This is a genomic window from Candidatus Magasanikbacteria bacterium (assembly GCA_021648085.1).
Lineage (GTDB): Bacteria > Patescibacteriota > Patescibacteriia > Magasanikbacterales > UBA922 > JAKITS01.
This window is the reverse complement of sequence record JAKITS010000001.1, coordinates 587,225-607,930: the sequence shown is the minus strand read 5'-3', so window position 1 is coordinate 607,930 and position 20,706 is coordinate 587,225. Positions and strand designations below refer to the sequence as shown.

Here is a 20,706-nt window from a genome sequence, read left to right as displayed (position 1 = left end):
TTATTTTTATGATGACTGATCCAATAGCAGACATGCTAACACGTATAAGAAATGCTCAAATGGCTAAATTGCCAAGAGTAAAAATGCCTTTATCAAAATTGAAGCTTAATATTGCTGAGATTTTAAAACAAGAAGGTTATGTTAGTTCTGTAGAAAAAATTGAAGAAGGTGTTCCAAAAGTTTTAGTTTTAGGATTAAAATATAATGGTAGAACTCCTGCTATAACTAATATTAAACGCGAAAGCAAGCCTGGGCATAGAATGTATAAAAAGGCTGATGAACTACCAAAAATCTTGAATGATTTTGGTTTCGCAATTATTTCAACCCCAAAAGGGCTTATGACAAATAAGCAGGCTCGCAAAGCTGGGCTTGGTGGTGAAGTACTTTGTTCAATATATTAAAAATATGTCACGTATAGGAAAACAAATAATTCAAATTCCACAAGGGGTAACAGTTGAAACTGCTGATGGTTTTGTAATTGTAAAAGGACCAAAAGGAGAATTGAAAAGAGCATTAAATTCTATTGTAAAAGTAAATATTACAGAGAATCAAGCTACTGTAAGTGTGGAAAATGAAACTAATAAAAAAGAAAGGTCACTTTGGGGAACTTTTTCTTCTCACATTAAAAATATGGTTGTAGGTGTGTCTGTTGGATACAAAAAACAACTTGAAATTAATGGTGTTGGTTATCGTGTGGTGATGCAAGGAAAAGACTTAAAAATAGAGGTAGGTTTTTCACATCCTGTTTTATATTCTATTCCAGAAGGAATTACAGCAACTACTGAAAAGAATTTAATTACTATTGAAGGGATTGACAAGGAATTGGTAGGGCAGACATCAGCAGAAATAAGAGCAATTAAAAAACCAGAACCGTACAAAGGTAAAGGTATTAAATATGTAGATGAGGTAATTCGTCGTAAGGCTGGTAAAGCTGCAAAGGCAGCTTAGGGATTTTCATTAAACATTCTTTTTGTTTAAAGTGTGGGTGGTGATAATTGTATAAATAAAATAATATGGCAAAAGTAAATAGAAAACAGACAAGGGAAAGACGCAGAGCTCGTGTGAGAGCTCGTATTTCTGGTACAATTCAAAGACCACGTTTGAATATTTTTAGAAGTTTAACTGGAGTTTATTTACAACTTATTGACGATGTTAATGGAAAAACAGTTGTAAGTGTAAATAGTAAAAAAGATGGGAATACTGGTGATGCTGGTAAAAGAAAAGGGGGCGTCGCTAAATCTTATTTATTGGGAATGGCTTTGGCTGAAAAAGCAAAAGCTAAAAATATTGAAAATATCGTTTTTGATCGCGCTGGATATCTTTACCATGGTCGTGTAAAAGCTGTGGCAGAAGGTGCTCGTGAGGGCGGTTTGAAATTTTAAGTTGTTTAAACAAAACTATGGCATTTAAAGGAAAGTCTAGAAAATTTAAGCGTGAAAAACCTGAATTTGATCAGCAGATTGTGGATTTATCACGCGTAACGCGTGTGACTGCGGGTGGAAAACAGATGAGCTTTCGCGCACTACTTGTAATTGGAGATCGAAAAGGGAGAGTTGGATATGGATTGGAAAAAGGTAAAGATGTACAAATCGCAGTAAATAAGGCATATAATCAGGCAAAAAAGAACTTGATTACTATTCCTATGGTTTATGACACATTGCCACACAGAGCAGAGGCTAAATTTAAAGCAGCAAGAGTAATGATAAAACCTGCTCCAATTGGTTCTGGTATTATTGCGGGAAGTGTAATTCGTACAGTTTTGGAGCTTGGCGGAGTGCCAAATGCTTCTGGAAGAATAATGGGAAGAACAAACAATAAAATTACAAATGTAAAAGCGTTGTTTATAGCCTTGCAATCTTTCAAGAAAGAGGCATTGACTCAAAAAATAAAAAAAGTAAACACACCTAAGGTGGAAAAAGTAGAAGAGGTAAAAGAAGAAGATGTTAAGAAGGAGGCGAAAGTAGAAAAAAAGATTTCAAAAACAGCAGTAAAGAAAAAAGTTGCTAAAAAAGTTGAAGCGAAAAAATAATTAGAAAAATATGGCAATTGAATTGCATAAAATTAAATCATCTAGAAAATCAAGTAGAACAAAAAAACGTGTTGGCCGTGGAAATGCCACAGGAAAAGGTACTTATTCTGGCCGTGGTCTAAAAGGACAGCGTTCTCGTGCAGGTGGAAAAGGTGGACTGAAAAGAATTGGTATGAAGGCTAATTTACAGAAGATTCCAAAAGTTCGTGGTTTCAAGAGTATACACCCTAAAAAGGAGACTGTGTCTTTGTCTACGCTTGAAAAATTTGCAGATAAGATGGAAATTGTAACACCGGAGTCTTTAAAAAAGTTGAAGATTATTGCAAAAGCTAGAAATGGTGTTAAGATAGTATCTAACGGAGAACTTACAAAAAAGATAGCAGTAAAAGGTTGTGGTGTTTCTGCAAAAGCAAGAGAAGCAATTGAAAAAGCTGGTGGCTCTATTGAATAAAACTGTTTGTAGTTCCTGTTTCTTTTTACTCAATTTTATAGTACTTACTTTATGTGGTGGGAAAAAATTATTCGTATCTGGAAAATAAAAGATATTCGCAAAAACGTTTTGTTTGTATTGGCAATGTTGGTTGTTTTCAGATTGGCAGCCCACATTCCAGTTCCTGGAATTAATGTAGAAAATCTTGGTAGATTTTTGGATGGAAATCAGATATTTGGAATGATGAACTTGTTTTCTGGTGGAACAATGGAGAACTTCTCTATTGTGATGCTTGGAATAGCACCTTATATTACATCTTCAATTATATTTCAGCTTTTGGGTATGATCTATCCAAAGATAGAGGAAATGCAAAAAGAAGGCGAGGCAGGTCAGCAAAAGATAAGTATGTATACTCGCCTTGCTACTGTTCCTCTTGCGTTTTTACAATCTTACGCAATGATAAATATATTGCGTCAGTCTCAATATGATATTGTAGGGGATATAACTGTTTTCCAACTTAGCTCTATTATGATTACAATTACAGCAGGAACTATGTTCTTGATGTGGATTGGAGAATTAATTAGTGAAAAAAAAGTTGGGAATGGTATATCTTTATTAATCTTTGCTGGTATAATATCTGCTGTTCCTGGAGTTCTTCAAAACTTAATTATAAACTATAACTCAGCAGACTTGTTTACATATGTTTTATTTGCAATAGTGTCTGTAATTACGATAATTGCAGTGGTTATAATTAGTGAGGGACAAAGGAATATTCCTGTTAAATATGCACGGCAAATTCGAGGTAGAGCAGGTCAAGGTCAGCAAACACACTTACCACTTCGTGTGAATATGGCTGGAGTTATCCCTATTATTTTTGCAATTTCAGTTGTACTATTCCCTCCGCTTGTCGCCCAATTCTTTGTGAGTAATCCAGGAGTTTTGGGTACTGTTGCGAGAGTGACAGTTGATATTTTTAATAATCAGATTATTTACGGAGTTTTATATTTCTTGATGGTATTTGGATTTACCTACTTTTATACAGAGGTTATATTCCATCCAGACCAGATGGCAGAAAATTTACAAAGACAAGGTGCATTTATCCCAGGAATTCGTCCTGGTAAAGAAACTGAAAATTATCTGAAATCAACAATGAATAAGATAGTACTGTTTGGAGCTTTATTCCTAGCAGGTATTGCAATTCTTCCTTTGATTGTGCAGGGAATAACCCAGACACAATCGCTAGCGATTGGTGGTACAAGTTTGCTAATTGTAGTGTCAGTAGCAATTGACACCGCAAAACAAACGGAAGCACAAATAACAATGCATGAATACGATAGAGTTTAAAACTTTAAAAAAACCATCCGAGAGGGTGGTTTTTTATTACTTGATTTTTATAGTGAAAAGTGTTAAATTATTTATGTGGAAACTCCACTATTTTTTATTTTTTAAACGAGTGAGAGTTGTAATAAGTCGAAGCGAAGCGTAGATTTATTATAACCGAGCGAGTGCAAAAAAGAAGATTTTTTTATTTAATAAATCGAGACTAAAAACATTTAGTTATGAAAAAAATTATTATTTTACTTGGTATTCCTGGAAGTGGTAAGGGAACTCAGGCAAAGTTGATTGCGGAGAATTATAGTTATACTCATATTTCTACTGGAAATCTTTTTCGTGCTATTTTGGCAGATGAAAATGCGGACGGAAAAATAGTAAAAGCAGTTGAGGGAATTAAAGATGGGAAAATGGTTGCAGACGAGATTGTGTATAAACTTGCTTTTGCGGAAATAGAAAAAAAGATGAATGAAAGTGACGGTGTAGTACTGGACGGCGCTATAAGGAATTTAGAGCAGGCAGAAGCTTATGATAGGTTTTTTAAGGAAAAAGGATGGCAAAATGATATAATGGCAGTAGAAATAGAATTGACTGATGAAATAGCCACAGAAAGGCTTTTGAAGCGTCATGAAGGTAGAGAGGATGACAAAAAAGATGTAATTCTAAAAAGAATGGAAGATCAGGGAAATGCGAAGATAAGACCCATTGTGAATTACTATAAAAAAATAGATATATTAAAAGTGGTGGACGGTAGTAAAAATATAGAGGAAGTGACAAAAAGCATAAATAAAGTGTTAAAATAATTATGATGAATTTTATAAAACCAAAAGAAGTTCAAGATAAACTTGTGAAAGGTGGAAAAATTTTGGGTGAGGTTTTGGAAAAGATATCCAAAATGGCAGTACATGGAATAAGTACTGCTGAGATAGATAAAGAAGCTGAAAGACTTATAAAAGAAGCTGGTGGATTGCCAGCTTTTAAAGGTTATGGTGGAGATAAATACAGGAAAGGATTTCCTGGTACTGTTTGTGTTGCTAGAAATCATGAGTTGGTTCATGGGGTTGCAAGGGATAAGGATATTCTGAAAGAGGGGGATATTTTTAGTATGGATATTGGAATGCAGTGGCCTAGAAAATGTGGAGAAGGGGAGAATAAAAATGGATATTTTACAGATACGGCTTTGACTGTGGCTGTTGGGAAAATTCCTGAGAAAACTCAAGGTCTGATGAATGTGACAAAAAAAGCTTTGGAAATCGGAATTGATAAATGTAGAGCTGGAAATAAACTATCTGATATTGGAGAAGCTATTCAGGATTATGTAGATCCAAAAGGGTATGGAATTGTGCGAGATTTGATAGGACATGGCGTAGGGTTTCATGTACACGAAGAGCCTAGGGTTCCAAATTTTTATGATTCTAGCTTGAAGAGAATTATTTTGAAAGCTGGAATGGTTTTGGCATTGGAACCAATGATAACAATGGGGGGGGGTGATATCGTGACAGCAGATGACGATTGGACAATAGAAACTGCAGACAAAAGTTTGTGTGCACATTTTGAGCATACTGTTATAATTACAGAAGGCGATCCAATTGTAGTGACCAGAAGACCTTTAGAAAAATAAATATGAATATTTTAGGTATTGATTTTGGAACAAAAAGGATTGGTTTGGCTGTAAAAAGAGACGCTGTAGATGTTGTTTTACCTTTTGGTGTTTTTGAATGGGAGGGCGAAGATGAGAAAATACAAGAGTTTGCTAAATTAATTTTAAAAGAAAATTTTGATAAGATTGTAATAGGCTTGCCGGTTGGTTTGGAAAGTGGAGAAGAGACTAAAAATTCAAAAAAAGTTCGAGAATTTGCAGAAAAAATAAAATTGAAAATTGATACACCAATTGAGTTTGCAGATGAAAGATATTCTTCTCACGAAGCAGATGAGATGGGTGGTGAAGCTTATCGCGATGAGAAGGCTGCAATGGTTATTTTGCAGGAGTATTTACAGAATTAGAGTATATATAATATATGTATGCAATTGTTTTGGAGCGAAGAGATTTTCGTGAAAATGACCAGTTGATAACTTTTTATACAAAAGATAGTGGAAAGGTTGATGTTTTGGCGCGTGGAGTTAAGAAAATTGTAAGTAAAAATTCGGCCAATTTGGAGCCGTTTTGTTTTGTGGATGCGGAAATTTTGCAAGGAAAAGAAATGAGAATTTTAGGTAGTGTTCAGTCTATAAATTCTTTTTCTAATTTACGACAAGATTTTAAAAAAATTTTATTGGCACAGTTTACCGTAAAAATGTTGAGCGAATTGACACAGGAAAATCTTCCAGACAATAAGGTTTTTATTTTTTTATACAGTTGGTTGAATTTTTTAAATGAGCTTAGTTGTGTTGTAAATTATATTACACTTTTAAATTCTTTTACTTTAAAAATGTCTGCTTTGCTTGGTTTTTTACCACAGTTAAATTTTTGTGTTCATTGTCCTAGAAGGTGTTATGATGGTGGAAATTCATGGTTTTTTCATTTTTCTGGAGGTGGGGTTTTATGTGAAAATTGTAAGATTAAACACTTTATACAGTCAAAAGATCTAGCATTTTTAGGAGGAATTAGAAATGATATGATAACTTTAATAATTAGTAAATTTAGTGAAGTTGGTAGTATTGAAAATACAGAAAATCCAGAAAAAGTATATAAATTTATAATTCGCTATTTGGAAAGTTTCAACGAAAAAGAAGTAAGTAGGGTGAATTTGAGTTTTTTTGTTTAATTTTACTTGACACTTTGTGGTATTCGTGGTGAGATATAAATGTTCTTTTAAATATACAACTATAGATTAGGAGGGGGTATGTGTGTTTTGGTGAAACTTTTTGTGTCATTATTTTTACTTACATCTTGTGGTGCTGGGCTTGAGGTTGTGGTTTCAGAATTAAAAATAGAAACACCAAAAATGAAAGTTCAAGGGTTTGAGCTTGTTTGCGGTGAAGGCACAGAACAAAAATTTTCTGAGAATAAAGTATTTTTGGAAAATAGATGCGAGCGTAAAAATAATATTTGGCATGGTAAAAGAAGGGTTTATTATTTGAACGGCCAGCTCTATATAGACTCTACTTTTTGTGAGGGTAAACTTTGCAGAATTTGGAAGACTTATTATGAGAGTGGTATGTTGAAAAGTGATGGGTTATATAAAAAAGGTAAACCAAACGGAATATGGACTACATATTATAAAAATGGAAATAAATTTTCAAGTGGAAAATTTAGAGATGGGTGCAAGGATGGGATTTGGTATTTTTACGATGAAAATGAAAATAAGATTGTAAAAATTTTTGCAGATGCTAAGACTTGTAGATCTGAAGTTGTTGAAAAATATGAAAGGGGTTTATAATGGCACTTGACTCTACAATTATTATTTGTACAGGACTTATAATATTTTCTACCCCTGATCCTGCGGTTTTCTTTCTGGAAAATCAAATGTGGGAATGGCCAGAAAATTATACTGAAAGTCTGGAAATGGAGTGTGAAAAGGGCACTTACTCAGATTGGTATTTGCTAGATTTTGAGAATTTAGTATTGTTTTGTAGAAAATCGGATGGCACAAAACACGGTGTCTGGAAAAAACTTTATTTAAATGGTAAAGTACAAGTGCAGCGACATTACGAAAATAATATTAGAAATGGTTTGGAAAAGGTTTATCATAAAAATGGTGTGGTTGCCGAAGAAGGTTTTATTGTAAATGATGAACTAGATGGGGATTGGGTTTTTTATGATGAGCGTGGTGTTATCAGAATGATGGGAACCTATGATGTAGGTTGTAGAATTGGTTGGTGGGTTGTATATGACAAGAATGGAGAGCAGGTAATGGGCAGTGTTTATAAAAAATGTAAGGGTACAAGTACAGAAGTCTACTAATAGTGAAATTTTTTAAAACTCAAGGAGAAGACATAAAAATCTTCTCCTTTATATATAAAAGTATGAATATTTTTATTGACCAGGTGTCAGAATTTATAGAAAAAACAGTTACATTAAAAGGATGGATTTATAATACACGTTCTTCTGGGTCTATTGCTTTTTTGCAGATTCGTGATGGAAGTGGGTTTATTCAGGCTGTGGTTTCAAAAAGTGAGGTTGATGAAAGTGTTTGGAATATTGTAGAAAATTTAACACAAGAGTCTTCAGTAAAATTAACTGGAAAAATTACAAAACATCCAAAAAAAGACAATGTTTTTGAAATGCAGGTCGAAGGGTTTGAGTTGGTGGGTAAGTCTGAAGAGTACCCAATTAGTCTAAAAGATCACGGACCAGACTTTTTGTTGGATAATAGGCATTTGTGGCTTCGTAGTAAAAAACAGTGGGCTATTCTCAGGATGCGTGATGTTGTAATACTTGCTATTTCGGAATATCTGCACAAAGAGAGGTTTATTCGTGTAGATTCGCCAATTTTTACACCAAATGCTTGTGAAGGAACCACCACTCTTTTTCCTGTTCCATATTTTGATCTTGGTGAGGTTTATCTAACACAATCTGGTCAGCTTTATGCAGAGGCTGCTATTGCCTCTGTTGGGCGTTGTTATGATTTTGGGCCAGTATTTCGTGCAGAAAAATCAAAAACAAAAAGACATCTTACAGAATTTTGGATGATGGATGCAGAAGGAGCTTTTGTAGAGCATAATGAAAATATGGATATTCAAGAAGGATTGGTAAAACATATTGTGGGGAAAGTTTTGAATGAATGTAAAAAAGAATTGGAAATTTTGGGGCGTAATACAGAAGCTTTGCAAAAAATAGTAGACAATCCTTTTACAAGATATACTTATACTGAAGCTATACAAAAATTGAATAAACTTGGGTCTGATATAAAATATGGAGAAGACTTGGGGAATGATGACGAAGGAATGCTTACAAAAGATAGTAATGTGCCTGTTTTTGTGGAAAAATGGCCAGCAGAAATAAAGCCATTTTATATGAAACGCGATGAGACTGGAAAAATTGCCTTGAATAATGATTTGATAGCAACTGAAGGTGGTGGAGAAATTGCAGGAGGTTCACAGCGTGAGGATAATTATGGTGAATTGTTGAAAAGGATAAAAGAATCTGGATTGTCTGAAGAAGATTTTGCTTGGTATTTGGACTTAAGGAAGTATGGAAGTGTGCCACATTCTGGTTTTGGATTTGGTTTGGAGCGAATTGTTCGCTGGCTTTCTGGAGTGCAACATGTGCGCGAGTGCATTCCATTTCCAAGGGTCTTGAATAGAGTGAAACCATAAAATAAAGTTCTTTTAACAAAAACCAAAAAGGAGGTATGATGCTTACACAAGATAAGAGAGAGGAGCTAAGACACAAAATATGTCTTATGCTTTGTGGAGCAATCTTATATTATAAAACTAAAGGACAGAAATTCTTTTTTGAAAAAACGGAGCGTTTAATAGCTTTTGTGATTGTTATGGACTCAATAAAAAGACTCATGATTATAGGGGATTTTAATATAAGAGATCTAAATGTTGATTATGAAGATTTTGTAACAGTTAAAATGTTTGCAGAAATGATAGAGAGAAACATAAAGAAAGATGGAGGTGGAAATGAGTGATGTAAGAGATGGTGCTGTAAAAATTGTTGAGGTTGAATTTAAGGATATTTTGTATACTTTTCGTAGTATGGGAAGTGGTTATTGTGTTAGTTTTAATAAAAAAAAGATTTTATCTAATTATAATGATATGATATTGTTGGTTAATCTTTTCAGTATTAGATTTGGTGAGATAGGAGTTACAAAAAAAGAATATTCTGATGTTGAAAATTTTATTTTTTCTTTTTAGAGTAGATTATTAAAACTGGTTTAAAAAGCCAGTTTTTTTCTTGCCTTTATCCTTGGTATGAAGTAAAATATAGAAATAAACTGAATACTTTTATTGAACTAAAAATATGGAATACAGAACACACACATGCGGTGAACTTACAAAAGACGAGGCTAATAAAAATGTTACGCTTTCTGGTTGGGTGCACAAACGCCGAGATTTGGGCGGTTTAATTTTTGTGGATCTTCGCGATAGATATGGGATTACACAAATTGTGTTCAATCCAGAAAGAGTTGAAAATTTTGAATTGGTTGAAAAATTGAAATATGAATTTGTGATAAAAGTCGTAGGTGATGTGATGCTGCGTGATGAGAAAAATGTAAATAAAAATTTAAAAACAGGAGAGATAGAGGTAAATGCTATAAATTTGGAAATTTTGAGTGAGGCAAAAACAATGCCATTTGAAATTTTTGATGCTAGAAAGCAAGAAGAAGATGAAGAGCTTCGTTTGAGATATAGATTTTTAGAATTGCGTCGTGAAAAATTGAAAAATAATATTTTGTTTCGTGCAAAAATGGAAAAGCACATTCGTGATTATATGGAATCACGTGATTTTATAAATATTGCAACTCCAATTCTTACTGTTTCTTCGCCGGAAGGAGCTAGAGATTTTTTGGTACCAAGTAGAATTCATCCAGGTAAATTTTATGCACTTCCACAAGCACCACAACAGTATAAACAACTTCTAATGGTTGCAGGTTTTGATAAATATTATCAAATTGCTCCGTGTATGCGAGACGAAGATCCGCGCGCAGACCGTTCACCTGGAGAATTTTATCAGCTTGATGTGGAGATGAGTTTTACCTCCCAAGATGAATTTTTTGAAATAATGGAACCTTTATTTTCTGAGCTTACGCAGTTGGCTGGTAAAAAAGTAAAAGATAAGAAGTTTCCAAGAATTGCGTATAAAGATGCAATGAATAAATTTGGAAGTGATAGGCCTGATTTGCGTTATGGTTTGGAAATTCAAGATGTCACAGAGTGGGGAAGTAAAACAGGATTTAATGTTTTTTCAAATACAGAAAGTGTAAAAGCTTTAGTGATTGGAGGTGGAAATAAATTTACAAGAAAAGAGATTGATGAAGAATTTACAGATGTTGCAAAACGAAGTCACGCAAAAGGACTAGCTTGGATGAAATTTGTGGAGGGTGTTTTTGAGGGTTCTGTCGTAAAGTTTTTCAAAGAAGGTGAGTTGGAAGAATTGAAAAAAGAATTAAAATTGGAAAAAGATTCTATTGTATTTTTTGTGGCAGACAAATGGAAAATATCTTGTGAAGCACTTGGTGCTGTTCGAAGTTTAACAGCAGAAAAGTTGGAATTGGCAGATAAAAATGTGATTGCGTGGGCTTGGATAGTAGATTTTCCAATGTATGAATGGGACGAGAAAAATCAGAAAATTGATTTTGGTCACAATCCATTTTCTATGCCACAAGGTGGTATGGAAGTTTTAGAAACAGAAAAACCACTGGATGTTTTAGCTTATCAGTATGATATTGTTGCAAATGGTTTGGAGCTTTCTTCTGGCGCTGTACGAAATAAGGATACACAAATTATGTATAAAGCTTTTGAGGTTGCTGGTTATTCACAAGAAGAAGTGAATAAAAAATTTGGTCATATGATAAATGCGTTTGAATATGGAGCACCTCCTCATTGTGGTTTTGCTCCTGGAATTGAGCGTATGGCTATGCTTTTACTTGGTGAGAAGAATTTGCGTGGTGTGATAGCATTTCCAAAAAATCAAAAAGCACAAGAGGTGATGCTAGGCTCTCCTGCAGAAATTAGCGAAGAGCAGTTGAAAAATCTTGGTTTAAAAAAGATAGAGGAGGAAGTTTAGTTGTATTATGCAGGTATCTATTCATTTTAAATTAGATCAGTTTGAAGGTCCAATAGATTTACTACTTCAACTGATAGAGAAGCAAAAATTAGACATAAACGAGGTTTCACTTTCTTCTGTGACAGAACAATATTTGGATTTTGTAGAATTATTAGAAAAAGAAAAATCAGCAGAAGAAATTGCTAACTTTTTAATGGTTGCATCTCGTTTACTTTTGTTGAAATCTAGAGCTCTTTTGCCGGGTCTTGTTTTTGAGGAAGAAGATGTGCAGAGTTTGGAGAGTCAACTGGAAATTTATAGGTTGTTTCTAGAAAAAAGTAAAAAAGTGCAAAAAATGTGGGAAAGCAGGTTATATTCTATAGGAAGAAAAGGAGAAAAAATAGTTAAAAAAACAGGTATAATGCCAAAAAAATTGCATTTAATGAACTTGAGTAAACTTATGGTTAGGTTGGTTCAAAAATTGGAACCACCAAAACCTATTCCAAAGGCAAAATTATTCAAAATAGTTTCTTTGCGAGAGCGTATTCGTCATCTAAGGCTTTTTTTTAAGAAAAATACAAAAATAAAATTTCGTGATTTTTTTTCATCAAAAAAAGAAAAGGCAGAGATTGTAATAACTTTTTTAGCTTTACTTGAGTTGGTAAAAAGTAATACTTTGAATATAAAACAGAATGTAGCATTTGGTGAAATTATGATTAAGAACAAATAATTTACTAGTAAAAAATATGAATTTGGGATCAAAAATAGAGTCTATATTGTTTGTGGTTGGAAGAGGGGTTTCTGTCCAAGAAATTATGAAAGTTTTAGATGTGGAAGAAAGTGAAGTTATAATTGTATTGGAAGATTTAAATTCAAGGTATAAAGATGATGGATCGGGACTACATTTAATTACTGATGGTTTTTTGTATAAAATGTCTTCAAAACCAGAAAACTTAGATGCAATTGAAAAATTTATTTCTATTGATCTTTCTAGTGAACTCACAAAACCACAACTCGAAACTTTGACTATAATTGGATATTTGGGTCCAATTACAAAATCTGAGTTAGAGGAACTTCGCGGTGTAAGTTGTGGAATTATTTTAAAAAATTTGATGATGAGAGGTTTGGTTTCAGAAAAAGAAGAGGAGGGAGGTTTATTTTCGTTGTATGTTTTATCCACAGAAGCACTTGGATATTTGGGGATTAGTTCTGTAGAAGAGCTTCCGGACTATACAAATCTTCGAGAACATGATAATATTAAGAATACTTTAAATAATTTAAAGCTACTTTAATTTAAGATTTTTATTGAAATATTATTTTAAAATAGGTTTATTGAGTAATTATGTTTAATCCAGAAAAATCACAAAAAGATTGGCCAAATAAAATTAGAGATATAATTGGGGTGGTTTCAGTTGTTGCTGTTGTGCTTTTTTTATTTGCACCACCTGTTGTTGTACGTTCTTTGGATATGGTAGAATTTTCTTTTTTAATGAGTGCTGTTGAGACTGCAAATACAAAAATAGATGAAAAATTGGAAGGTGGCGATTTTCCTGTAGAACCTGTCGTTGTGTTGCCAAAATTACCAGAACTGGTTGGTGATATGGCTGATCCAGAGGATTTTACAGCAGAGAGTATTATTGTAAAAGATGTTGAGACTGGTAAGGTTTTGTTTGGAAAAAATGAGTATAGTTTTCATTCTTTGGCAAGTATTACGAAATTGATGAGTGCACTTGTTTTGTTGGATTATAATATCGATTTTTCCACTACAACATCTGTAATATATGATGATATTTTTGACAGCCATATTTTAGGTGGAGAGGTTTTTACCGCAGAAGAGCTTTGGAGTTTGTCTTTGGTTGGATCATCGAATAGAGCAATTTTGACATTGGTGGATTTAGTAGATGAAAGAGAAAATTTTGTAGAAAAAATGAATGAAAAAGCACAAGAACTTGGGATGTTTGAAACTTTTTTTGTGGAACCTACAGGATTAGATGGTGGGAATATCTCTACAGCGTCTGATATAATACATGTTTTAGAGGAAGCTATGCTTCATAAAAAGATTAGAAAAACACTTTTGGAAACAGAATTTATAGTAAGTAGTCGAGGTAAAAATGCAAAAAAACATAAAATGTGGAATACAAATTGGCTTTTACTTGGCTGGATTCCAAGTGATTTTGGTGAATTTATTGGTGGTAAGACAGGTTATATTCCTTTGTCTGGATACAACTTTACTATGCAAGTTAAAGGAAAAAATGGTAAAATATTAAGTATAGCAGTACTTGGTGCAGAAGTTCATGAGGATAGGTTTACAGAAGCGCGAGATATCGCGTATTGGACTTTTGAAAATTATGAGTGGCCAGAAGAAGGTGTAAAATAAATAAATTATAAAAAATAATTTAAATAAAAATGTTAAATTTGAATCCAGCAACTTGGTTTTTAAGTATGCCACCAGAAGTGGCTATTTTTCTGCTTTCAATGATTCCAATAACTGAGCTGAGAGCATCTATTCCAATAGGAATAGAGGTTTATAATTTGGCAATTTGGAAGGTTTGGGTTATTGCTGTAGTTGGGGACACGGTACCTGCAATATTTATTTTACTTTTGATGCCTTATGCTCACAAACTGGCAGTAAAATATAGAATTTTTGGAAAATTTTTAACCTATGAGCTAGAAAAAGCAGAGAAAAAGTTTTCTGGAAAATATGAAAAATACGGATCACTCGCTTTAATAATTTTTGTTGGGATACCACTTCCGTTTACAGGTTCTTGGACTGGATCTTTAGCATCTTTTGTTTTTAATATTCCTTTTAGAAAGTCTTTTCCACTTATTTTGATTGGTGTTTGTGTAGCAGCAACTATCGTAACCTTTTTGACTCTTTTTGCAGGTGGAATACTTCGTTGGTTTATTTAGATATTATTAAGAAAAAATAAAACCACCTTTTGAAAAGGTGGTTTTGTTTTGTTAGTTCATTTTGGACAGGTCTATCTTAATTAATATATCTTTTAACTTTGTTCTAATGAACTCAATTAATTCAATGTGCATATTCTGTATCTCTACTTTAATTTTACCGCCAGTACCTATTAAGAGTAATAGTCTTAATATGAGTGGTTCATTTATTAATTCAAATAAAGTTTCTAATTCTTCTTCTGTAAAATTATCTGCAAATAATTTAATTAATTTTTTATCATGACTTATCGATAAATCAGAAGCAGACTTTTGTAAAGCTACTATTTTTTGCTCATCTATATTTTCTGATTCTTCTGTTTCTGAAAATTTCATCAAAATCCCTGCAAACAAAAACATAGATTCTAGTAAGAAGCTTGGACTTACAAAACTTAGTACTAAAATTTCTTCTGCGAGTTCTATTTTTCTTGTATCGCTGTCTGACATTTTTACCTCTTATTGTTGTAATGAACTACTAATTTAATATAACACACTTTATATTAAAAATAAAAAAACCACCTTTTAAAGGTGGTTTACATTCTCAGTTTAGTGGTTTTTTTGTTAACTTTCTTTTAGGATCATTGAACCCGAGAGGTTTAGATTCTTGGTCAAGTTTAATCCCGATGGCAGTAATTTGCTGACTTACTTTTTTTATTGCATTTTTATGGGCTTTTTTTGCCATCTTCCCGACAGACAAAAATAACTTTTGAATGGGGGGATTACTTAAGATAATAGCTGTAATATTATCTATCTCATCTTCATCCCAAATTTCTACAAAAGCATCAATAAGAAACTCTTCAGTTAGGTGTTTGTAGTTTGAGATTGTTCTGTCTGAAATTTCTTCCAAAGCGGTTAGTTCAAAACCACCGCTGATTAATCCTTTTTTTGCTAACTCTTCGGTTAGTTGTATGACTCCAGAAAAACGAGCTGATAGCTTACTAGTCACTCCTAGCAAAGCAAGTAAAAAACTAATTTTTTCTCTGTGGTCGCTCATTTCTACCTCCTTAGTTTTGGTAAAGAACACTACACCTACTTAACCATTTTTTAGCACTTCTGTCAATTATTTTATAGTTAAGAGTACTATTTCTGGTGGGTTTAAAAATCTAGAGCGAGCACCGGTTTCGCCGGTTCCGCTTGTGATAAACATTCGTACATCTTTATATTTAGAAAATCCTTGGTACCATTTTATAGGAATTTTGGCTTCAATTTTTCCAAAAGGTCCTATAAAAGGTAGGCGAAGCTGTCCTCCATGAGTATGACCGGAAAGTAAGAGGTCAACTTTTTTGTTCGCTAATTCTTTTACAGCAAGTGGATGATGGATAAGTGCGATTGTTGGAATTTCTTCTGTTCTTTCGTTTAAAACTTCTGTATCTAACTTATTTGCTAAAAGTGAATCTCCACCAAAAAGGTAAAAATTCTCATTTTTTATATTTATTTTCTCTAAATCGTTTGTTAAATAATTTATACCCAAATATTGTGCGTACCACTTGGTATTTTCACTTAAATCTGGTAACCAAACCCAATCTTCTTCTATTGTGTTTCTACCAACGCCATATTCATGATTTCCGTGAACTGCGTATGTTGGGTATTTTTTTGCTAAGTCTCTAAGTGGGGTCAAAAGTATAAATTCTGATAACGAGCTGCCGTCATTCATAATCTGATCTCCTCCAATTAATACTAAGTCTGGGTTTAGTTCTTCTATTTTTCCGATTAGTTTTTTTAGATGAGCTTCTTGTTTGTATGGACCAACTTGAAAATCTGCAATAAAAGCTATTTTTATTTCATTTTCTATTCCTTCTATATCTATAATTTTGTGATTTACTGTTAATAATTTTGGTTCAATAAAACTTCCATAAATAATACAAAGTGCAAAAAACAAAAGTATTGATGAGATTGTAATTGTAGATTTTGGATGTTTCTGTTCCCAAGAATTTTTCAATTTTATTTTGTTGCGCATCAAAATAAAAGCAGGTAGTACGACTGCTATAATTGATGTAAAAATTAAAATGTCAAAATATAGTTTCATAATATTAATAATAGCCTTTTTTGTAAAAAAAATAAACCCTTTTACAAGGTTTATTACTTTTTATCTAATTCTTTGAGTTTTCGAATCATATAATATGTCATATAACTTGCACCAACCATTAAACAAAATCCTCCATAAAAAAGAGTTGTGGTGTTATCTTGTATTCCAAATAGTTTTGGTAGTGCAAAAACAGTAAATAATATTATTGAATATCCTATTAACTTTTCAATAAGTTTCATTTCAACACCTCCGTTTGTGTTTTAAGAATTTTATATTCTGTGCTGTGCCGAAGGAGGGAATCTATCACAGATAAATTTACTGACGTAAATTTTCCGCGACCCCACCTCGCGGTCATCGCCTTACCTCTTTGGGCAAACTCAGACATCGCTCCGATTTTCGATTCCCACACATGACACAAACTATTGTGTCATTATTCTGTGCTGTGCCGAAGGAGGGAATCGAACCCTCACTCCCGAAGGAACACGATTTTGAGTCGTGCGCGTCTACCAGTTCCGCCACTTCGGCTTATTTGAAATATCTTTTATATTTAGGACTATTATACACATTCTTTGCTGTTTTGTCAATATACTGTATAATATCATTAAGTTTTATGTTATGGCAAAAGTAATTTCGATTGTAAATCAAAAAGGAGGAGTAGGTAAGACAACAACAGCAATAAACTTGGCTGTATTTTTGGCTGAAATGGATAAAACTGTTTTAATTATAGATATGGATCCGCAAGGAAATGCAACTAGTGGGCTTGGATTTGAGAAGAAATCTTTAGAAAAGCATATTTATCATGCACTATCCAATGAGGCTAGGATGGTGGATATTGTTTTGGAAACAGAGCATGAAAATTTGCATTTGGCCCCAGCTACGCCAGATTTGGCAGGTGCAAATGTGGAACTTGTAAATGAAGATAGGCGTGAATACAGACTTACAGATTTATTGGAACCTATTTCTGATAATTATGATTATGTATTGGTAGATTGTCCGCCAGCTTTAGGGTTGTTGACTTTGAATAGTTTATTAGCTTCACAAGAGGTTTTAATTCCTGTTCAGGCTGAGTATTATGCTTTGGAAGGTCTTGGTCAGCTTTTGGAGACTGTAAAGCTTGTGCAGGATAATATAAAGCCAGATTTGGAAATTTTAGGAGCTGTAATTACAATGTACGACAAAAGGACAAGACTTTCGTCGGAAGTTCTAAATGAATTGTATAAGCATTTCCCAAATAATATATTTAGAACTGTAATTCCTAGAACTGTTCGTTTGGCGGAGGCTCCAAGTTTTGGTAAGACAATTTTACAATATGATCCGTGGGGAAAAGGATCAAGATCTTACCAAAAATTAGCAAAAGAAATTTTACGAAAACACACTTAAATAAAAATAAATATTTAAATAATTTTATATGGCTCTTGGAAAAGGACTTGGATCACTTATTCCGCAAAGTAAACCGTTGGCAAAATCTGCTATTGTTGAGTCTGCAAAAAAAGCAAATATTACTGAAAATAATCTGAAGTCTGATGAGCGTGTTTGGCAAATTCCAATTTCAGAAATAAAACCAAATGAAGAACAGCCAAGAAAAAATTTTTCACATCAAGAGTTGGAAAACTTAGTAAATTCTATAAAACAGCATGGGGTCTTACAACCGATAACAGTAAATGAGAAAAAAGATGGTGAGTATGAGTTGATAGCTGGAGAGAGGAGAATGCGGGCATCTGAAATTGCTGGTTTTGCAACTGTTCCTGCTTTGGTTCGTAAAGTTGAAGACGGGCAAGAAAAGTTGGAATTGGCTCTAATTGAGAATATACAGCGTCAAAATTTGAATTCTATTGAAGAGGCTTTTGCTTTTAAGAGGCTTATAGATAGGTTTGGGCTAACTCAAAGTGAGGTTGCACAGAAAGTGGGTAAAAAACGACCAACAATTGCAAACACAATACGATTGCTTGGTTTACCAGGAGAAATACAAAAAGCTTTGATAGATGGAAAAATAAGTATGGGAAAAGCAAGAGCTCTTTTAAGTTTGAAAAGTGAAAAAGACCAGTGGAACATGTATCAGAGTATGCTTGGAAAGAATATTACGGTAAGAGATGTAGAGCAGGCTATTGTGCGTAAAGGGCAGAAATCTAGAAAAGGTTCTGTAAGACGCGATCCTAATTTATCAGCAATAGAAGAGAAAATAGAAGAGGTTTTAAATACAAAAGTTCGCATAACTCAAAGAGGTGAGAGGGGTACAATTCTTATAGAATATTATTCTAAGGATGAGTTTAGGGAATTGGTTGAAAAATTATCAAAAATATAAAATAAAAAATGACCACATTGGTCATTTTTTATTTTGTAAAATCTAGTATTTTGAATTTATTTTTTCTTAGAGTCGAACACAGATTTTATCCAGCTTGGGATTTTAGATTTTCTTGCATTTTTTATATGATTTTTTGCTGTTGTTGTTTTTACAAAACTAAGCCAATCTGGATTTGGTCCTTTTCTGTTTTTATTTGTTGTTATTTCCACAACATCACCATTTTTTAGTTCTGCGTCTAGGCTTACTATTTTATCGTTAACTGTTGCAGAATTACACTTGTTGCCTATATCTGTGTGTATATGATAAGCAAAGTCCACTGGAGTGGCACATTCTGGCAGATCTATCACATCACCTTTTGGTGTAAAAACAAAAATTCTAGTTTGCAAGAAATCTACTTTTATTTCTTCTAAATCGGATAGTTTTTTCAACATATCTTTTTGAATTTCTGCTAATTCTTTTGCCCACATAATCTCTTTTTTGGGAAGTCTGGAGCCGTGTTCGTCGTAATGCCAGTGAGCCGCAACGCCGTATTGAGCCTCTTCGTGAATTTCTAGTGTGCGAATTTGGAACTCTACCATTTCGCCATCATCACCAAAAACTGTAGTGTGTAAAGATTTGTAACCATTTGGCTTTGGTTGTGAAATATAATCTTTTATTCTTCCTTTCATAGGTTTCCAAACATTGTGTAGTATTCCAAGTGTTGCATAACAATCTGCAATAGTTGGTACGACAATTCTAATTGCAACTAAATCATAAATTTTTGTAATTTGATTGTCTTTGCGAACTAATTTTTTATAAAAACTATATAATTTTTTATTCCTTCCACTTACATAAATTATTGGTATATTTGCATTTTTTAAGCTTTCTTTTGCTTTCTTTTGAATTTTTGTAAAGTATTCTTCTTTACCTTTCAATCTATCGTCTCGAATTTGTTTTACACGCCTATATTCTTGTGGGTATACAAATTTAAAAGCTAAATCTTCTAACCTACCTTTCATCTCGTCCATTCCAAGTCTGCCTGCAATTGGCGCGTAAATTTCCAAACTTTCTAGTGCAATTCTGTATCTTTTTTGTGGAGGAAGTGCTTCCAAAGTTTCCAAATTGTGAATTCTGTCTGCAAATTTAATAATCATAACTCGTACATCTTCTGCCATCGCAATAAACATTTTTCGTAGGTTTTCTATATAGCGTTCAATTCCACGATATTTTAGTTTTCCAAGTTTTGTAATTCCTCGCACAAGCCCTGCTATTTCTTTACCAAAATTTTGTTCAACCTCTTCTAGTGTTATGTCTGTGTCTTCTGGCACATCGTGAAGTATTGTAGCTGTGATTACAACAGGATCAATCCTCATATCTGCCAAAATGTGTGCAGCAGCAAGTGGGTGGATAATATATGGCTCACCAGATTTTCTGGTTTGACCTTTGTGAGCATTTTTTGCAAAATCATAAGCTAGCTGAATTATTTCTAAGTCAGCATTTGGTATATAGGATTTTATTTTATCAAGCAACCCTTCAATTGTCTGTTTTCTTTTTGCCATAAAATTTTCTCAATATCTTTTAACTGTAGCATTATTTTAGGTATTTTTGCAAGGATTTTGAGTGTTTTAGCTTGACAGTTGAATAAAATTTTATTATAATATTTTTAAGGTGTTCTTTGTTGGAAAGCTAAAAAAAAGGAGTGAGATGTGAATAAAATATATCCAAAAGAATTCGTGGAAGAGGTAAGAGCTGAGTTTGATGATAATCATATTATTCACAGCCTATTAAAAATAAATAGTATGGAGGTTGGATATTATTGGTTAAATATGCATAAAAAAATAGGACTAACTCCTGAAGAAGTTGTATCTTTTTTTGATGATAATAAAGAGCAGTTGGTAAAAAAAGCTGCAGAGCATGCTATTAAATGCAGAAAATTATATTATAATTGGCTTGCAATTATTAAAAATATATAGTAAGTAAAAAGTAGATTTGAAACAATCTACTTTTT

28 protein-coding genes and 1 tRNA gene are annotated in these 20,706 nt (G+C 33.1%); 23 read left to right on the top strand and 6 right to left on the bottom strand.

Annotated elements, in window-relative coordinates; genetic code table 11:
• Positions 1–8 precede the first annotated feature (8 nt).
• From rpsH to L3J07_02970, 20 genes are all read left to right on the top strand, one after another.
• Entirely contained in the window at positions 9–401 is a 393-nt protein-coding gene (rpsH, locus tag L3J07_03065; GenBank protein ID MCF6276803.1) for a 30S ribosomal protein S8, read from the top strand.
• A gap of 4 nt (positions 402–405) precedes the next feature.
• A complete protein-coding gene (gene rplF / locus L3J07_03060; GenBank protein MCF6276802.1) occupies positions 406–948 on the top strand; it encodes a 50S ribosomal protein L6 in 543 nt (180 codons plus the stop codon).
• A 65-nt stretch (positions 949–1,013) separates the two neighbouring features.
• On the top strand, positions 1,014–1,382 hold the full coding sequence (gene rplR, locus L3J07_03055) for a 50S ribosomal protein L18 (protein MCF6276801.1): 369 nt from the start codon (positions 1,014–1,016) through the stop codon (positions 1,380–1,382).
• Between the two features lie 17 nt (positions 1,383–1,399).
• Complete coding sequence (locus L3J07_03050; protein ID MCF6276800.1) at positions 1,400–2,029, top strand: 30S ribosomal protein S5; 630 nt, start codon at positions 1,400–1,402, stop codon at positions 2,027–2,029.
• Between the two features lie 10 nt (positions 2,030–2,039).
• Entirely contained in the window at positions 2,040–2,480 is a 441-nt protein-coding gene (gene rplO / locus L3J07_03045) for a 50S ribosomal protein L15 (GenBank protein MCF6276799.1), read from the top strand.
• A gap of 51 nt (positions 2,481–2,531) precedes the next feature.
• Complete coding sequence (secY, locus tag L3J07_03040; protein ID MCF6276798.1) at positions 2,532–3,803, top strand: preprotein translocase subunit SecY; 1,272 nt, start codon at positions 2,532–2,534, stop codon at positions 3,801–3,803.
• 215 nt (positions 3,804–4,018) lie between these two features.
• Positions 4,019–4,594: a nucleoside monophosphate kinase gene (locus L3J07_03035; protein MCF6276797.1), complete on the top strand. Its 576-nt coding sequence runs from the start codon at positions 4,019–4,021 to the stop codon at positions 4,592–4,594.
• A 2-nt stretch (positions 4,595–4,596) separates the two neighbouring features.
• A complete protein-coding gene (gene map, locus L3J07_03030; protein MCF6276796.1) occupies positions 4,597–5,412 on the top strand; it encodes a type I methionyl aminopeptidase in 816 nt (271 codons plus the stop codon).
• 2 nt (positions 5,413–5,414) lie between these two features.
• Complete coding sequence (gene ruvX / locus L3J07_03025) at positions 5,415–5,795, top strand: Holliday junction resolvase RuvX (protein ID MCF6276795.1); 381 nt, start codon at positions 5,415–5,417, stop codon at positions 5,793–5,795.
• Between the two features lie 14 nt (positions 5,796–5,809).
• The gene (gene recO / locus L3J07_03020; GenBank protein MCF6276794.1) at positions 5,810–6,556 is read left to right on the top strand and encodes a DNA repair protein RecO; all 747 of its coding nucleotides are present in this window, start codon (positions 5,810–5,812) and stop codon (positions 6,554–6,556) included.
• 78 nt (positions 6,557–6,634) lie between these two features.
• Positions 6,635–7,171, top strand: coding sequence for a hypothetical protein (locus L3J07_03015; protein ID MCF6276793.1), 537 nt, complete (start codon positions 6,635–6,637; stop codon positions 7,169–7,171).
• Positions 7,171–7,695, top strand: coding sequence for a hypothetical protein (locus L3J07_03010; GenBank protein MCF6276792.1), 525 nt, complete (start codon positions 7,171–7,173; stop codon positions 7,693–7,695). The genes L3J07_03015 and L3J07_03010 overlap by 1 nt, the downstream gene beginning before the upstream one ends.
• A 62-nt stretch (positions 7,696–7,757) precedes the next feature.
• Complete coding sequence (gene asnS, locus L3J07_03005) at positions 7,758–9,050, top strand: asparagine--tRNA ligase (protein MCF6276791.1); 1,293 nt, start codon at positions 7,758–7,760, stop codon at positions 9,048–9,050.
• A 35-nt stretch (positions 9,051–9,085) separates the two neighbouring features.
• Positions 9,086–9,370, top strand: a complete 285-nt coding sequence (locus L3J07_03000) for a hypothetical protein (GenBank protein MCF6276790.1) — start codon at positions 9,086–9,088, stop codon at positions 9,368–9,370.
• The gene (locus L3J07_02995) at positions 9,363–9,596 is read left to right on the top strand and encodes a hypothetical protein (protein ID MCF6276789.1); all 234 of its coding nucleotides are present in this window, start codon (positions 9,363–9,365) and stop codon (positions 9,594–9,596) included. Before L3J07_03000 ends, L3J07_02995 begins: the two co-directional genes overlap by 8 nt.
• Positions 9,597–9,702: 106 nt before the next feature.
• Positions 9,703–11,469, top strand: coding sequence for an aspartate--tRNA ligase (gene aspS / locus L3J07_02990; GenBank protein MCF6276788.1), 1,767 nt, complete (start codon positions 9,703–9,705; stop codon positions 11,467–11,469).
• A 7-nt stretch (positions 11,470–11,476) separates the two neighbouring features.
• Positions 11,477–12,178, top strand: coding sequence for a segregation/condensation protein A (locus L3J07_02985; protein MCF6276787.1), 702 nt, complete (start codon positions 11,477–11,479; stop codon positions 12,176–12,178).
• Positions 12,179–12,194: 16 nt separating this feature from the next.
• Positions 12,195–12,740, top strand: coding sequence for an SMC-Scp complex subunit ScpB (gene scpB / locus L3J07_02980; GenBank protein MCF6276786.1), 546 nt, complete (start codon positions 12,195–12,197; stop codon positions 12,738–12,740).
• Between the two features lie 50 nt (positions 12,741–12,790).
• Complete coding sequence (locus L3J07_02975; GenBank protein MCF6276785.1) at positions 12,791–13,825, top strand: hypothetical protein; 1,035 nt, start codon at positions 12,791–12,793, stop codon at positions 13,823–13,825.
• Positions 13,826–13,854: 29 nt separating this feature from the next.
• A complete protein-coding gene (locus L3J07_02970; GenBank protein MCF6276784.1) occupies positions 13,855–14,358 on the top strand; it encodes a small multi-drug export protein in 504 nt (167 codons plus the stop codon).
• A gap of 51 nt (positions 14,359–14,409) precedes the next feature.
• On the opposite strand, the gene L3J07_02965 is transcribed toward L3J07_02970, so the two are convergent.
• The 5 genes from L3J07_02965 to L3J07_02945 form a co-directional block, all read right to left on the bottom strand.
• Positions 14,410–14,838: a hypothetical protein gene (locus L3J07_02965; protein MCF6276783.1), complete on the bottom strand. Its 429-nt coding sequence runs from the start codon at positions 14,836–14,838 to the stop codon at positions 14,410–14,412.
• A 94-nt stretch (positions 14,839–14,932) separates the two neighbouring features.
• Positions 14,933–15,385, bottom strand: a complete 453-nt coding sequence (locus L3J07_02960; protein MCF6276782.1) for a hypothetical protein — start codon at positions 15,383–15,385, stop codon at positions 14,933–14,935.
• Positions 15,386–15,451: 66 nt separating this feature from the next.
• Positions 15,452–16,417: a metallophosphoesterase gene (locus L3J07_02955; protein MCF6276781.1), complete on the bottom strand. Its 966-nt coding sequence runs from the start codon at positions 16,415–16,417 to the stop codon at positions 15,452–15,454.
• A 53-nt stretch (positions 16,418–16,470) separates the two neighbouring features.
• Positions 16,471–16,656 (bottom strand): hypothetical protein, encoded by a 186-nt coding sequence (locus tag L3J07_02950; protein MCF6276780.1) that lies wholly within the window; start codon positions 16,654–16,656, stop codon positions 16,471–16,473.
• Positions 16,657–16,860: 204 nt separating this feature from the next.
• A tRNA-Leu gene (locus tag L3J07_02945) sits at positions 16,861–16,942 on the bottom strand.
• A gap of 90 nt (positions 16,943–17,032) precedes the next feature.
• Here L3J07_02945 and L3J07_02940 point away from each other — a divergent pair.
• Positions 17,033–17,797 (top strand): AAA family ATPase, encoded by a 765-nt coding sequence (locus tag L3J07_02940; GenBank protein MCF6276779.1) that lies wholly within the window; start codon positions 17,033–17,035, stop codon positions 17,795–17,797.
• 28 nt (positions 17,798–17,825) lie between these two features.
• Positions 17,826–18,719 (top strand): ParB/RepB/Spo0J family partition protein, encoded by an 894-nt coding sequence (locus L3J07_02935; protein MCF6276778.1) that lies wholly within the window; start codon positions 17,826–17,828, stop codon positions 18,717–18,719.
• Between the two features lie 56 nt (positions 18,720–18,775).
• Here the strand turns inward: L3J07_02935 and L3J07_02930 are convergent, their stop codons facing one another.
• The gene (locus L3J07_02930) at positions 18,776–20,257 is read right to left on the bottom strand and encodes a RelA/SpoT family protein (GenBank protein MCF6276777.1); all 1,482 of its coding nucleotides are present in this window, start codon (positions 20,255–20,257) and stop codon (positions 18,776–18,778) included.
• Between the two features lie 147 nt (positions 20,258–20,404).
• Between L3J07_02930 and L3J07_02925 the strand changes: the two genes are divergently transcribed.
• Entirely contained in the window at positions 20,405–20,671 is a 267-nt protein-coding gene (locus L3J07_02925; protein MCF6276776.1) for a hypothetical protein, read from the top strand.
• The last annotated feature ends 35 nt before the right edge of the window (positions 20,672–20,706 follow it).